This window comes from Gottfriedia sp. NPDC057991 (assembly GCF_042886615.1).
Classification (GTDB): Bacteria; Bacillota; Bacilli; order Bacillales; family Bacillaceae_G; genus Gottfriedia.
In genome coordinates this window covers 105672-120773 of the sequence record NZ_JBHVQN010000006.1, presented here as the reverse complement: position 1 = coordinate 120773, position 15102 = coordinate 105672, and the positions used below count along the sequence as shown (strand labels likewise).

At 30.7% G+C, this 15102-nt stretch carries 14 protein-coding genes and 2 pseudogenes; 4 read left to right on the top strand and 12 right to left on the bottom strand.

What is annotated here, in order from left to right; genetic code table 11:
- Nucleotides 1-76: 76 nt before the first annotated feature.
- Complete coding sequence (locus ACFVR2_RS19440) at nt 77-1243, bottom strand: sulfite reductase subunit alpha (protein WP_387365441.1); 1167 nt, start codon at nt 1241-1243, stop codon at nt 77-79.
- 278 nt (nt 1244-1521) lie between these two features.
- Here ACFVR2_RS19440 and ACFVR2_RS19435 point away from each other — a divergent pair, with 278 nt between their 5' ends.
- A complete protein-coding gene (locus tag ACFVR2_RS19435; RefSeq protein ID WP_387365439.1) occupies nt 1522-2796 on the top strand; it encodes an MFS transporter in 1275 nt (424 codons plus the stop codon).
- Between the two features lie 310 nt (nt 2797-3106).
- Here ACFVR2_RS19435 and ACFVR2_RS19430 read toward each other — a convergent pair whose 3' ends face one another.
- From ACFVR2_RS19430 to ACFVR2_RS19390, 9 genes and pseudogenes are all read right to left on the bottom strand, one after another.
- Nucleotides 3107-3280, bottom strand: a complete 174-nt coding sequence (locus ACFVR2_RS19430; protein ID WP_387365436.1) for an asparagine synthase — start codon at nt 3278-3280, stop codon at nt 3107-3109.
- Nucleotides 3281-3554: 274 nt separating this feature from the next.
- Nucleotides 3555-3848 carry a putative quinol monooxygenase gene (locus ACFVR2_RS19425; RefSeq protein ID WP_387365433.1) on the bottom strand — a complete coding sequence of 98 codons (294 nt, stop codon included), beginning with the start codon at nt 3846-3848 and terminating at the stop codon, nt 3555-3557.
- Between the two features lie 51 nt (nt 3849-3899).
- Nucleotides 3900-4538: a nitroreductase family protein gene (locus ACFVR2_RS19420; RefSeq protein WP_387365430.1), complete on the bottom strand. Its 639-nt coding sequence runs from the start codon at nt 4536-4538 to the stop codon at nt 3900-3902.
- Between the two features lie 26 nt (nt 4539-4564).
- Nucleotides 4565-5017, bottom strand: a complete 453-nt coding sequence (locus ACFVR2_RS19415) for a MarR family winged helix-turn-helix transcriptional regulator (RefSeq protein ID WP_387365427.1) — start codon at nt 5015-5017, stop codon at nt 4565-4567.
- Between the two features lie 451 nt (nt 5018-5468).
- Nucleotides 5469-5901, bottom strand: a pseudogene (locus ACFVR2_RS19410) (TspO/MBR family protein).
- A gap of 686 nt (nt 5902-6587) precedes the next feature.
- Nucleotides 6588-7676 carry a HAMP domain-containing sensor histidine kinase gene (locus ACFVR2_RS19405; RefSeq protein WP_387365424.1) on the bottom strand — a complete coding sequence of 363 codons (1089 nt, stop codon included), beginning with the start codon at nt 7674-7676 and terminating at the stop codon, nt 6588-6590.
- The gene (locus ACFVR2_RS19400) at nt 7673-8359 is read right to left on the bottom strand and encodes a response regulator transcription factor (RefSeq protein WP_387365421.1); all 687 of its coding nucleotides are present in this window, start codon (nt 8357-8359) and stop codon (nt 7673-7675) included. Before ACFVR2_RS19400 ends, ACFVR2_RS19405 begins: the two co-directional genes overlap by 4 nt.
- Nucleotides 8360-8392: 33 nt before the next feature.
- On the bottom strand, nt 8393-8950 hold the full coding sequence (locus tag ACFVR2_RS19395) for a class I SAM-dependent methyltransferase (RefSeq protein WP_387365418.1): 558 nt from the start codon (nt 8948-8950) through the stop codon (nt 8393-8395).
- Between the two features lie 118 nt (nt 8951-9068).
- Nucleotides 9069-9608, bottom strand: coding sequence for a VTT domain-containing protein (locus ACFVR2_RS19390; RefSeq protein ID WP_387365415.1), 540 nt, complete (start codon nt 9606-9608; stop codon nt 9069-9071).
- A gap of 273 nt (nt 9609-9881) precedes the next feature.
- Here ACFVR2_RS19390 and ACFVR2_RS19385 point away from each other — a divergent pair.
- The 3 genes and pseudogenes from ACFVR2_RS19385 to cls form a co-directional block, all read left to right on the top strand.
- A pseudogene (locus ACFVR2_RS19385) lies at nt 9882-10046 on the top strand (hypothetical protein); the annotation flags it as partial.
- Nucleotides 10047-10064: 18 nt separating this feature from the next.
- Nucleotides 10065-10343 (top strand): hypothetical protein, encoded by a 279-nt coding sequence (locus ACFVR2_RS19380; protein ID WP_387366205.1) that lies wholly within the window; start codon nt 10065-10067, stop codon nt 10341-10343.
- 9 nt (nt 10344-10352) lie between these two features.
- Nucleotides 10353-11315, top strand: a complete 963-nt coding sequence (cls, locus tag ACFVR2_RS19375) for a cardiolipin synthase (protein ID WP_387366184.1) — start codon at nt 10353-10355, stop codon at nt 11313-11315.
- Nucleotides 11316-12090: 775 nt separating this feature from the next.
- On the opposite strand, the gene ACFVR2_RS19370 is transcribed toward cls, so the two are convergent.
- Both ACFVR2_RS19370 and glnA read right to left on the bottom strand, forming a co-directional pair.
- Nucleotides 12091-12909 carry an SDR family oxidoreductase gene (locus ACFVR2_RS19370; RefSeq protein WP_387365412.1) on the bottom strand — a complete coding sequence of 273 codons (819 nt, stop codon included), beginning with the start codon at nt 12907-12909 and terminating at the stop codon, nt 12091-12093.
- Nucleotides 12910-13739: 830 nt separating this feature from the next.
- On the bottom strand, nt 13740-15074 hold the full coding sequence (glnA, locus tag ACFVR2_RS19365) for a type I glutamate--ammonia ligase (RefSeq protein ID WP_056470085.1): 1335 nt from the start codon (nt 15072-15074) through the stop codon (nt 13740-13742).
- Nucleotides 15075-15102: the final 28 nt, after the last annotated feature.

Genomic DNA, 15102 nt, shown 5'->3' with positions numbered 1-15102 from the left:
AAGTAACCCTTCGTACCAAACGGAACGAAGGGTTACTTTTTTTACAAAATACCTGTATTCTTAATAACTTTTTATATTAATACACATCACGTTGATAACGCCCTTGCTTCTGCATATCTTTAAGATGTGCTTCAGCTGCCTCGCGATCCATCGCACCTTCATTTTCAAGAATCGTAATAAGCGCTTCGTTGACGTCTTTAGCCATATATTCCTTATCTCCACAAACGTAGAAATAAGCTCCTTTTTCGATCCATTCAAACATTTCTTTGCTATTTTCAAGCATTTTATGCTGTACATAAACTTTTTGATCTGTATCACGAGAGAATGCAGTATCAATTTTTGTTAATACTCCATCTTGTTGATATTTTTCTAACTCGCTTTTATAAAGGAAATCTGACGCTTCATGCTGATCTCCAAAAAATAGCCATGAACGGCCAGCGACTTTATTGACTGCTCGTTCCTGGATAAACGAACGGAATGGTGCAATACCCGTACCAGGTCCAACCATAATAATATCTACGTCCCCAGACTCTGGCAAATAGAAGTGTTTATTTACTTGAACATAGACCGGAAGAGTATCTCCTTCTTTAATACGTTCTGAACATAAAACAGAACAAACACCTTTTCGTTCTCGTCCGTGTGCAGTGTAGCGTACTGCACCGATTGTTAGATGAACTTCATCTGGATTTGCAGCAATACTGCTTGCGATTGAATATAGACGAGGAGTCATTTTTCTTAATAATGAAACGATCTCTTGAGCAGAAGCACTCCATGGACCAAAATCACGTAACATATCAAGCAAATCTCGCCCATAGCAATATTCCTTTAGTTGAGTTGCATTTTCAACCATCACAAGGTTTTTCAGCTCTTCATTTTCTGTGAATGTAGCTGCCTGTTGTAATATCTTCTTCGTTATTAGTGTAATTTCAAAGTAGGATGTAAGCGCTTCTTTTAAAGATAGTGTTTCACCCTGCTTACCAACAGTTACTACTGCTTCTTCATCCCATTTCATTTCATTTATAAGAGCAGCAACTAACTCTGGATCATTTGAAGGAACCACGCCAAGTGCAGCACCTGGGACATAAGTAAATCCTGACCCTTTCAATGATAATTCAATATGCCTTGTTTCCTTGTTTGAGTCTGTTCCATTTAAATTAATATTTTTGAGAACCTTCGCTTGAAATGGATTGGTCCTTGAATATGGGAGTTGCTCATTTGTAGTATCGTTTAAAGTAGATTTCATAACTCGTAACCTCCAAGAATTGTGTATATAACTAAGATAACATAGAAGTGTGAATTTATGTATTAGAATCTAGGTCTTTTTTACGTTGTTTTGCTTTTTTTATAATCAAAAGTCCAGATTTACAGATTCTGAGGCTTCTACTCTTTTCCACTGCTTATACAGGAAATTTTTAGAGAATATTCTGTTAAATTTAGAGGATAAATAAAATAATAGTAGTATCTAATCTATAAGCCTATTATGAAAAAAAGCAGTTACTAATCATTGGGAGGAAAAAACTCATGAAGAGTTTTACGAAGCAAGAAAATAGTTGGATTTTCTATGATTGGGCCAATTCAGCTTATTCTATTATTATTAGCACTGCCGTTTTCCCACTTTTTTATAAAGCCTCTGCTTCAAAAGCTGGAATAAGTGCTTCTGATTCTACTGCTTATTTAGGTTATACAATTGCGATTTCGACATTCATATTAGCTATGTTAGGTCCAATTCTTGGAACAATTGCCGACTACAAAGGATATAAAAAGAAGTTCTTTTCTTTCTTTTTAATTCTAGGAGTTTCTTTTACTGCACTACTTACTATTATTCCTAATGATAACTGGCTTTTACTATTGACTTGTTATACGGTTACAGCTATTGGCTTTGCTGGCGCGAATGTATTTTATGACGCTTTTTTAGTAGATGTAACTTCAGAAGAACGAATGAACAAAGTATCCGCTCGAGGCTTTGGTTTAGGATATATAGGTAGTACAATTCCATTTATCATTAGTATTGCTTTGATCGTATTAGCTCAAAAGGAGATCCTTTCAATTTCAACAACTCTTGCAAGTCAAATTGCCTTTCTCATCACTGCTTTCTGGTGGGGCATTTTTGCAATTCCTTTGTTACGAAATGTTCGTCAAAATTATTTCATTGAACGTGAACAAAATCCTGTATTAAATAGTTTTAAAAGGCTAGGAAAAACCTTTAAAAATATCCGACAATATCGTGCTTTATTTTTATTTTTACTTGCATACTTCTTCTATATCGATGGCGTTGGAACGATCATTACGATGTCAACCGCTTACGGAACTGACCTTGGAATCAGTTCAACAAATCTATTAATTATTTTGTTTGTCACACAGGTTGTTGCTGCTCCATTTGCAATTATTTACGGAAAACTTGCAGATAAGTTTTCAGGTAAAATTATGCTTTATGTTGGAATCATTGTTTATATGATTGTTTGTATATATGCTTACTTTTTAAATTCTACTTTAGACTTTTGGATTTTGGCTATGCTTGTTGCAACATCACAAGGTGGAATCCAAGCATTAAGCCGTTCATATTACGCAAAACTTGTCCCTAAAGAAAAATCAAATGAGTTTTTTGGCTTCTATAATATATTTGGTAAATTCGCATCGATCATGGGACCATTAATAGTCGGCTTAACAGCTCAAATGACAGGTCATTCTAATATGGGGGTATTTAGTCTAATTATTCTTTTTGTTATTGGTATTTTCTTTTTAACTCGTGTATCTGAACCTGAAAATACAGAAGTAGCGAAAACTACAACTTACTAAAAATAGATTGGAGGGTGTCCGAAAGTATAACTTTTAGCGGCACTCTCTTTATTTTTTTGGCTGTGTTAAATTTTTATGTTGATAATTAAATAATATATAAAGGAAACTCTTTGAAGTTTCCCTGGAAAATAGTCAAACTTCCCTACATTTGCAAATTCAATAAAACTGCTCATAATTCAAGAAAAAAAGCCACGTTAGCGAAGTTTCCTTCCTTATTCAACTAAAACATTGGTCTAGTTGAACAAGCTGTTAAATTAAAGGAAAATTTAAAAAAGAGAGTGTTTACTAATTAACACTCTCTTCTTTCAATCTAACTTCGATGTTCAACTAAGTCAATGGCACCTAATACAATATGGGCTAAACCAAAACCAAAAACTGTATTTGCGATCATTTTATTCTTTCCTCGTTTTTGTTTTAATGCATAACCAGTAGCTGTTACAGCAGAACCTAAAACTGTTGGAATTAAACCTTCACGAATATTCATATAAGTTTACCCCCACATCGAAGTTTATGATGTAATTTACACCATAATTTTAGTATCGGCAATAATAATTCTATGTATGTAAGAATTCAAAAAGCAACATGAATCTAAGTCCAACTAGGTAATCTCATGAAATTGAAGTCACTAATGAAGAATCTTAAAATTTTTTAATTTTGAGAAGAAAAAACCTATCTCACCACAAGGATTAAGATAGGTTTAATTTACATTAAGATCCTAATTCATTACTGGCTCTTAAGACTATTCCATTTTTAATAAATTACTTTATTTTATTTGCTTCATAAAGATTTATTTGAATAGGCGCTGTAAGGTAATCTTTGGCTTTTTCAGCAAACGATGTAAAATGAGCACTTGTATTATGTGCAGCTACAGCATTTAAATCTTGCCAAGTTTCAATCATGATATATTCATTTTCGCTATCCGTTTGTTTTGTCAAATCGTATGAAATATTACCTTCTTCTGCTCTTGATAATTCTAATAGTGAAGTCATTTCTTCTAAAAATAGCGTTTCTTTTGCTGAATCAATTGTCATTTTCGCATGAATAATAATCATAATATTTACCTTCTTTTCATTGTGTTTTTTTTATTTATTATTTTTTATTTATTATTTCCACTCTGCAACACGTTCAACTGGTAAACGCACAGATTGATATCCTGCATCAACAGCTTTACCTATTGATATCAACATAACAGGAACATATCGGTCTTTATCCATACCGAATGCTTCTGCAATTTTTTCTTTTTCGAAGCCACCGATTGGACAAGTGTCATAACCATAAGCACGAGCAGTTAGCATAAATTGCATTGCTACCAATCCACCATCAATTAAAACAGTATCATTCATTTGCTCTGCAGTACTGTTTGCAAAGAAACCACTAAGTGTTTCCAGTTGCTTTTCTTTAACATCTTTTGGCATATAACCTAATTCAACTGCACGACCATATATTTCTTCAGCATAGTCAAAATTATTTAAGTCCCCAAATAGTGCAATCATCGCAGAAGAAGTTTCAACTTGTGATTGATTGAATCGAGCTAATGGAGCTAATGTAGCTTTTGCTTCATCACTTTCAATTACTAAGAATCTCCACGGTTGCATGTTTACTGAAGAAGGAGCTAAAGTAGCTGTTTCTATTATTTCATGCATTTCCTCCACTGAGATTTTTACATTTGGATCATATTTGCGGATTGAGCGTCTTCCTTTTATAATTTCGTTAAAATTATTAGTTAATGTTGTCGTAGTCATTGTTGTATTCTCCTCTTTACTAACTTTTAAGTATTATTTAGATTATCGCGACCTGAATTAATTTGGTTCATATTTATTTGTATACGGTTTAAATATTCAAGGGTTAAGTCAATTTCTTCTTCTGAAAAGCCAATAAGCATGTTCTCTACAAACTCTACTTTTTCCTTCCATAAGCTAGACATTTGATCTTGTCCAATTTGTGTTAATCTAACTAAGGTTATTCTGTTATCAGTCTCACACTTTCTTCTAGTGATCTTTCCATTTAACTCAAGTTGTTTTAAATGTCTAGTAATTGCAGCACTATCAATCTTTAAAGTTTTTTGAAGCTGAGATTGACTAATTTCACCGTACTCAAACAATTGATTCAAAATTTCTAATCGTGATTGACTAATACCCATACATTTTTCAAATGTTGTTTCAATTTGAACTTTTAATTCTTTTAATAGTGATAGTACTTTTGTTTCTTTTGTATTAGGCACGCGCTACCTCCAAAAAAATTTGATGAAATTTTATTAACAGTTACTAATTATTGACCTATCAATAATTGACGGGTCAACCATTGATATGTCAATTAATATACACCTTAGTCCTACATGAATCAAGTACAAAATCAAAATTTAATGTTGTTATAAATTTCAGATGATTCAATTTCATTGGGATTACACTCTTTACATCCATCCCGTAGGCAGAGGTTTCAAGAAGAGTCCAACTAAGCATATAATTATATTATGGGGATGCTACTGAGGGTAAATTTGTATGATAAAACATGGTGAAGGTTTTCCTCCCCTACCTTGCTTAGAAGAAAACTAATAAATTCATCACACTTAGTTAATTGTTTCCTTCTTCATAATTCTTTAGAATTAATTGGTTATTTAAGATTTATTAGTAGAAGAATATAAGATTTAATCATTTTATATGAGACAAAAATTTTTAATGATTTAGACTGTAAATAGAAAATGCTAAAAATGTAGCAAAAATAATCCATATAGTATAAGGAATCAATAGTACTGAATCTACTATGGAATAGGGTAAAGTAAATGCTACAATTAAACAATCAACGGCTGCTAAATCATATCTATTTATTTTAAATTGAAAATAACTAAATGCCTGGTTACTTATATAATTTATTAACCAGATAAGCAAAAAAGTGAAAGATGTATTTATTAGGCCAACATTGTAATCTACAATAGCGAGTGACAGTCCAATTAATATATAGAGTACTCCCCACACGATTCCAAATAATTTACTTGGGGGAGTGATCTATTGGAAATAATAATCCAGACAATGCAAATAATATCAACGTGAAAATAAATATAAGAATTGAGCTCACTTTCGCCCCCCAATAATTGTATACTTTACTTATAAAAATGTTTAAATTTTTTTCGCATCTAACAAAAAAGAGTACTTTTTATTAAATAATCTTTTAAGGATTTAACTACTTTATTTTCAACTTAAAAATGCGACCATAATGTCTTATTGTATTACTACATTATAGGTTTAACATCTAACGAAACTTTTACAAGACTATATTCATCTTTTTGACCATTCTTATACGTCCAGTACCTATTCGTTTCAGCTGTTTTTCTAAATTTCAGTTCAAATCCCTTATCATCATTAAAAACTATAACTATGTACTTCTTTTGTTTTATCGTTATCAACTAAATTATATTTTAAGAAATTTTTTAACAACCGGTGATACTTATAATTCGAGCTCGAAATCAATTACATCATCTAAAACATTAATTACAACACCATACTATACAACGATTCGAGATTCTTCGGATATATTTTCAGCGTATAAAACAACTACGACAATTACAAGACTGGTATATTCAAATGTTTCTTATTTGTATGGTGATAGTTATGAATTAAGTCCCAAATTTACATTAAAGTTTATAAAAGACTCAAACACAAAAGGATACTATAGAAATAGTAAATATACTGTTAGTAATGTTGTATTTAATGTAAGTTACTAACTTTAGAGTAACAAAAAGAAATGAATTAATTTTTTGGCCTTCTGGATAGAACTTGGGACCACCTTCTCAAAAGTTATAATACTTTTTTATTTAGCTTCACAAAAAAAGTTATCCAATCATCTTTTAGTTCCACCCAGATACTTCCTTTATGTAGTTCAACTATTCGTTTAGATATAGCAAGTCCTAATCCAGCACTACCTTCACTTTTTCTTGATGAATCTTCACGATAAAATTTTTCAAAAAACCGTTCAAGATTCTCTCGTTTTACATTAATTCCGTGATTCGAGATCGAAAGTAATATTTCATTGGATTTTTGAGTTAGACTTACTTTTATAGTTGAAGGTTTAACACTATATTTCATTGCATTCATAAATAGGTTATCAAAAACTCTAACCATTTTTTCGACATCAATATTAATTTCAATATCCTCTTCTATCGACTCCTTTGTAATTTTTAATCCTTCTTTTTCAAAAATAGGTATATTCTCACCAATTATTTGTTCAACTAACTGACTTAAATCAACCTCTTGTCTTGATAGAATAATATCTGGACTAGATAACCTCGTAAATTCAAAAAGTTCATTAATTAAATTCTTTAGCTCATTCGATTTTGTATAGATCGTATTCAAGTATTCGTTTAATTCATTTTCATTCTTGTATTCTCTATTCTTCAACAAATTACTATATCCTAATATAGAAGTTAGCGGCGTTCTTAGATCATGCGAAACACTAGTTATCAATTCATTTTTAACTTTTTCAATATGACGTTCATTTTTAAATTTCCGCTCTAACTCCTTGGACATTGTATTAATATTCATACTCAACTGAGTCAATTCGTCTCGCCCTTTTAACTCAATCACAACTCCAAGTTTACCTTGAGAAATTATTTGAACAGTACTTGAAATTTTTTTTAAATAAAGTATCTTTTTTCTAATTAGTAACAGAAAACTAATAATGAAACTTAATATGATAATCACAAAAGTTGGAATAATAATGAGATTATATTGTAATGTATTTACATTATTTTGATGAGTAAGAAAATAAGGCCCTATAAAAATTTGTGAGATCATAATTGTAACTATTAAAGAAACACCGAAACTAATTGTGATTGCTACTAGTAACTTAACACTAATTCGTTGCCAATTATGAATTAAATTCTTCATACTTTATATCCAATTCCCCAAACCGTTTTAATATAAATGGGATGTTTAGGATCTTCTTCAATTTTTTCTCTAATATTTGTTATATGCACCATTACGGTATTATCTGATTTTAAAAAGTCTTCTTTCCAAATTGCTTCATAAATCTTACTAACACTTAGTACGATTCCTTTATTGCGTACTAGTAATTCTAAAATCTCAAACTCTTTTGGTGTTAGTCTCTTTTCGTTCTTTCGTATCCAAACTTGCCTTGTCTCTGTATTTAATTGCAAGTCACCAAAATCTAATACTACTTCATCAAACTTTTGTATATTGTTATATTTTTTATATCTTCTTAGCTGAGATTTTACTCTAGCGATCAACTCAAGTGGATTAAATGGTTTAGTAAGATAATCATCTGCACCTGAGCTTAATCCTTGTATTTTGTCTAGATCTTCAGATTTTGCAGAAAGCATAATAATCGGTAGTGTCTTTTCCTCTCGAATCATTATGCATGCTTCTATTCCATCAATTTTTGGCAGCATAATATCTAATATAATCAAATCAAAATCTTCAACTTTTAAAAGTTCAAGAGCTTCCTCTGCATCGTCTGCTAAAGTAGTCGAAAACCCTTCATTTTCGAGATAAATTGAAATTAATTTTTTTATTTTTTCATCATCATCTACAACTAATATTTTACTTATCAAGTTTCGCTACTCCTTTCTAAACAGCTCTCTAAGCTAATTATTGCAACTTAATACATATGCTGGTGGCAAATTTCTATATTCCCTTTTAATATTTATATTTTTAAAGTAGCTATTAATAAATTTCATTTTTCTTTGAGTATATTGGAATGTAACAAATCTTCCTTGATCTGCAAGTATCTTTTTGGTGTTTAATAAAATAGTTTTTGATACATTTAAGGGTAAACTAGTAAATGGCAGACCAGAAATGACATAGTCGACATTGTCTATTCCAAACTCTTCTAAATACTTCAAAATACTTTCCGCACTATCATTAATAATCGTTACATTATGATTATCTCCAAACTTTCTAATTAAATGGTTATAAAACTCATAATTTTTTTCTACTAAAATAATTTTTGTAGTTGGCATTTTAAGCTCAAGTAATTTTTCAGTAAAAACTCCTGTACCTGGACCGTATTCAATAATTGTATTAGCTGTCTTAAAATTAATATCATCTATCATTTTTTCAGCCAAAAACGATGAACTTGGCATTAATGCGCCAACAGTTCTAGGTCTTAATAAATATTGAAATAGAAATAATAACTTTTTCATAATTTTAACCTCCAAATATTTAACTTATTATGCTGAAATCATAATAAAATAAATATCTGAAGAAAAAGTCACTAAATTTCTTAAGAATTTTAAAGAGGTATAAGTTCAAAATTAATGATTATAAGTGGACATATGTTCCCAATAATACATACCATAAAGCATAAAAAGTGTTACTTAGCAAAACGATCATAATGTATGGTCTATACCCCATTCCCGATGCAGATGAAATTAAACAGGCAGTATCAGTTGGGCATGTTGGAACTGCACCTAAAACGAAGAGCATCCAATATTGGTTTTTCTTTATTCTTTGTCCTATTTTGGGATGTTTGTTTAGGAAGTTTTTATACCATAGTGACTTATTTATTTTTTTACCAATGATGAAAATGATACTTTCAGTTATGAACATAGATCCCAGTGAAAATAATAAGACAATCCACGGATTAAAAAGAAAAATCCCAGTCAGTAAAAATAATGAACTTGGTATCATTAATACAAATCTTAATGAAAAAATAACAAAGTATAATAAAAGAGCATAGTCCTGTCTATGTGTTATAAATTGAATTAATTCATTCTTAGAAAATGGTATTATCCCAAATTCATACATACCAACTAAAAGAATACTCCAACTAGTCAATAAAGTGATTACACGATATTTCACTTTCTTTCCTCATTTCATAGTTTAATAATTAAGCATTCATATTTTCGACTATACTTATTAAATTTTCCACTACGTTTTTATTAGTAATTCTTAAGAAATCATAAAGAACTTTAAAAATTTTTTTGTGTGTTTTGATTATGTATATCAAATTTAAGATTGGAAAAATTAAAATTGGTACATTTAGTAATAAGAAGATTGTAGGTGTTTTATTATTAGCACAAATATCCAAAGACCTTATTTGCTTTATTCTTACTGATTTTTTGGGAACTTTTAATGAGTCAGTCACAAGGATTCTATCAAACAATGCATTGGATGATCATCATAAGTGTAATTGGAATTTCATGTAAATTATTTTTAGAAAATCGGAATCCTCAAAGTACTATTTCCTGGTTATTATTACTCCCCATAGCACCTACTTTCGGCGTTATATTATACGTTCTATTTGGACGATTAAAGATGAGGCGAAAAAATTTAATCCTTCATTCAAAGTTTAAAACACCTCAAATTTTGAGTGAAAAGAATGATATTAAATGGAATACTCTCTCAATAAAATCGCAAAAATTAAGTACCATTATAGAAAAGTTTACAGGGGTTTCAATTAACAGAAATTCAAGTGCTACATTATTAATTAATGGTGACGAAATGTTTTCAAAACTCAAAGAAGCTCTCCTAGATGCAAAAAACTACATTTATATTCAATACTACATCTTTCGAGCAGATACAATTGGTAGCTAATTACTTGACATTTTAAGAATGAAAGTTAATGAAGGTGTTGTAGTTCGCTTATTAGTCGATGGCTTAGGAAGTAAAAGTTTAAAGAAGAAATTGTTAAAAAATTTAAGGTCTGCTGGTGTTAAAGTATCAATATTTGATCCTATTTCTACTTGGTCAATCGGTACAATAAATTATCGAAACCATAGGAAAATTGTTGTGGTAGATGGGATTAAAGGTTTCACAGGAGGTCTAAATGTAGGTGATGAATATTTAGGTAGATCAAAAATTGGATTTTGGAGAGATACTCATTTATTCATAGAAGGAAGTGCCGTTGAAGAGCTTCAAAACATATTTTTGCAAGACTGGCATTATTCTACATCTGATCATTCAAGTGAAAAAATTCAAATTAACAGATTAAATTATAATCATGAAAAAAGTTATGATCAATTTCTTCAAGATGAAAGTAATAAGGTAAAAGGCGCTATTCAAATTTTCGGAAGTAGACCTGATACGAAGGAAACAGCCATGAGGAATGCTTTTCATACTCTGCTTACAATCGCTGAAAACAGTATCTGGATTGCCACTCCATATTTCGTTACAGACCAAGAAATTTTCACGATTTTAAAACTTAAAGCAATGTCTGGATTAGACGTACGGATCATTTATCCGGGAAAAAGTGATAGTATTTTGAGTGATTCAGCGTCTAAGTCATATTTCGCTCCTCTATTAGAAAGTGGCGTGAAAATTTACACATATAAAAACAATTTCCTTCACCCAAAGGTTATTTTAATTGATAATGAAATTACTTCAGTTGGTACTGCTAACTTAGATGAAAGAAGTTTGCATTTAAATTATGAGTTAACTTCGTTTTTATATGAATCAACTAGAATTCGAGTTAACTTTAGAAATTCTTCACTTTTGTTAAAAAATGCGGTTACTGAAAATATCACAATGATAGATGATAGAATAATGCCGACCATTCTATATTCATAAAGTAAAGTTTCTAAAGAACTAACTAAGATTATAATTGGTATAAAACTTACAATTAATTGCAGACACAATCTAACATATCTCCAATTTGAATACTTAATTCTAGGTATAGTGTTCATCAAATTCTCCCTATGCTAACAATTATTCTGCACAAGCAAACTTCTATTTTACTCTTTAAATAGATTGAATTGTTTTATGATCATATTATTCAATTAATCAAGACTATATATACCTAAGTAAGTACAAAAAATGATAAAATTAGGATTCAAAAAAACCATAAAAACAACATGATTTTAAAGGTCATTTTATTATTTTCTTTATTAAATTAAATATCTCTATGGGAATCCCCCATTTACCCAACTACTACAACTTGGTCTCCTACATTCCCCCACGCTTTATCAGTAACTTTTTACTACTGATCTCGTCGTTGGAATAAATACATATCATGCATAAAGAGAGTTCTTCAGTTAAGTAGTTTCAAATTATAAGTTAAATTTTGAACTACATAATTGGCATTGTCATAATACAATAAAAATTCTGTCCTCGAACAGAGCTTTTTATTGTGGAAGGATATTTTTCTTTTTGTATTGATTCATCTTAAGTCTCAAGACATTTTTTACACAATAACAGGAAAAGGTAAATTTGAGAGTTACCACTATACAAGCAATATAGAGAAATTACTAGATTAAGTATAAATAAAACTGGTAGATTTAATATTTCGACTTTATTTTTAACTTCTAACAAATTAAAAAAATGTACTAGTTTGAATACCCCTCAATCACCTAAGCGAGTTTGAATAGTCAATGACAAATTGTTCAAACTTAATTGGTTCTCTCCCTAATAAATCCTCTAAATCTGTTGTTATTTTTTTTGCAAATCCTAATTTTGCGGTTGTGTATATACCTATCATAACTATAATAAAGTCGCGAGCTACCCCTTTTTTTCTCATTTTTCTCCAAAATGTTAAAATACTTGGATTTGTATATGTTATGTCTTTTTGTAGGTGTTTTGATAAGATCTCAGCTACCTCAAAATAGCTAATAGCTTCATTTCCAGTTAATGAATAAGATTTGAACCTATGTCCATTTTCGGTTAGTGCTTTTGCGGCCACTACTCCGATATCTCTTGTATCGATAAAACTCGTTTTCCCTTTACCCGCTGGTACAAAAATAATATTTTCCTTTATCAGTTCTTTACCATGTTGAGTTAATAAATTCTGCATGAAAAAACTTGGTCGTAAAAATGTATATGGTATCCCTGAATTGATAATTAATTCCTCAATCTTGGAATGTGGAACTACCTTATTTTTATCAGCACCTAATAAAGACAAAAATACAATTTGTTCAATTCCTACTTCTTTTGCAATTTCAATAACTGGTTCAAAATATTTCTTATCCGCAAGATGTGGAGGACGTAATAAAAAAAGCTTTGTAATTCCTTGAAAAGCAGGTCTAATCGATTCGAAATCTTCAAAGTTTAAATAAACATCACTAGTATTTTTTTTACTTGTGGATATTTTAAAATTAGCATTTACCTTTTGCAGTTCTCTTACAACTTCTTTACCAACAGTACCTTTTCCACCTGTGACTAAAATCAAATTGTTCACTTCTTTCTATTACTTTCTTTTATCGTAGTATCATATGTAAATTGCTTTAATAGTCCTTTGAATATTACGACCACTCATACTTACTTGAACATCTTTTGTTACTACTACTCCAGAGCTTGCAATAACATTTTTACCAGTCATACAGTTCAATGATTATTATGTCCACAATCACATCTAAAATTTGGTTTTATCTCAGCACTTTAATTATACTAGTCCAAATATCATAATTTAATTTAGTTTAAAAGATCATTCGCATTAGATATCGAGTAGGCTCACTTCTTTAATTCATTCCACGTCCCAAGTCTTATTGTGTTCACCTTATAATTATTTTCATTTTGTTCTATCTTCCAAATCCTACATATTAAAAAATCTCTTAATATTTTCTAATATTTTATCATATGTATATATACTTAAAAGTTAATTATTTACGAAATAATTGTGAACATTATAATTCAATTTAGTCAATAAAAAACAAATCCAACAATAAAAGCACCGCAATTTCTCTAAAATTGAGGTGCTTTTTTTATTTTCAATGAATTTCATATACTTCCACTGTTCATAACAATAACTTAAACTATGCTTTTAATAATCTAGATACCCAGAAAAATAAAATTTTGATACTGGTAAAAATTTTAAGGATGATGTAAAAAACTTGATACTAACTTCAAAGAGTAAATTCAAGTAAAATATGGAAGATGTCCTTAAATAGTAAAAAATATTTTATGGGCAATTTATGGGCAATAAAAATTATTAATTTGAAACAAACAAACTGCCCATAAATAAAAAACCCTCAACGCCAATAGCGTCAAGGGTTGATTTGATTAATATACTGACATGTATTGATCTCTTTCCCAAGGGTGAACTTGAGTACGGAAGATATCCCATTCGATTTCTTTTGCTTCTACAAAGTGTTCGAATAAGTGTGATCCTAGAGCACCAACGATTACTTCGTCAGTTTTTAATAGATCAAGTGCAGCTGCTAAAGTTGCTGGTAAATCGATGATTCCAACTTCTTCGCGCTCTTCTTTAGACATAACGTAGATGTTACGGTCTACTGGAGCTGGAGCTTCTAATTTATTTTTGATTCCGTCTAAACCTGCTGCTAATAATACTGATAATGCTAAGTATGGGTTTGCAGCTGGGTCAACTGAACGTACTTCAACACGTGTGCTTAAGCCACGAGATGCAGGAATACGAATTAGTGGACTACGGTTTCTTGCAGACCAAGCAACGTAACATGGAGCTTCATAGCCTGGTACTAAACGTTTGTATGAGTTTACAGTTGGGTTTGTAACAGCTGTAAAGTTTGGAGCATGTTTTAAGATCCCTGCAATGAAGTGACGTGCAGTTTCACTTAAACCTAATTCACCAGTCTCATCGTAGAATGCGTTTTTACCATTTGTAAATAATGATAAGTTACAGTGCATACCTGAACCGTTTACACCAAATAATGGTTTTGGCATAAATGTAGCGTGTAAACCGTGTTTACGAGCGATTGTTTTTACAACTAATTTAAATGTTTGAATGTCATCACAAGCTTTGATTGCACCAGCATATTTGAAATCAATTTCATGTTGTCCTGGAGCTACTTCGTGGTGAGATGCTTCGATTTCAAAGCCCATTTCTTCAAGTTCAAGAACGATATCACGACGGCAGTTTTCACCTAAATCAGTTGGTGCTAAGTCGAAGTATCCGCCTTTATCATTTAACTCAAGAGTTGGTTCACCTTTTTCATCTAATTTAAATAAGAAGAATTCTGGCTCAGGCCCTAAGTTGAAATCTGTGAAGCCTAAAGCTTCCATTTCTTTTAACATACGTTTTAAGTTATTACGAGGATCTCCTTCAAATGGAGTGCCATCTGCATTGTAAATATCACAGATTAAACGAGCTACTTTTCCTTTTTCAGCAGTCCAAGGGAATACTACCCAAGTGTCTAAATCAGGGAATAAATACATATCTGATTCTTCGATACGAACGAATCCTTCGATTGAAGAACCGTCAAACATCATTTTATTGTCTAAAGCTTTTTCAAGCTGACTTACTGGAATTTCAACGTTTTTGATAATCCCTAGTAAATCCGTAAATTGTAGACGTATGTACTTTACGTTTTGTTCTTTTGAAATACGGAAAATATCTTCTTTTGTAAACTTAGCCATTATAAAAGTTCCCCTTTCGTATGCAACA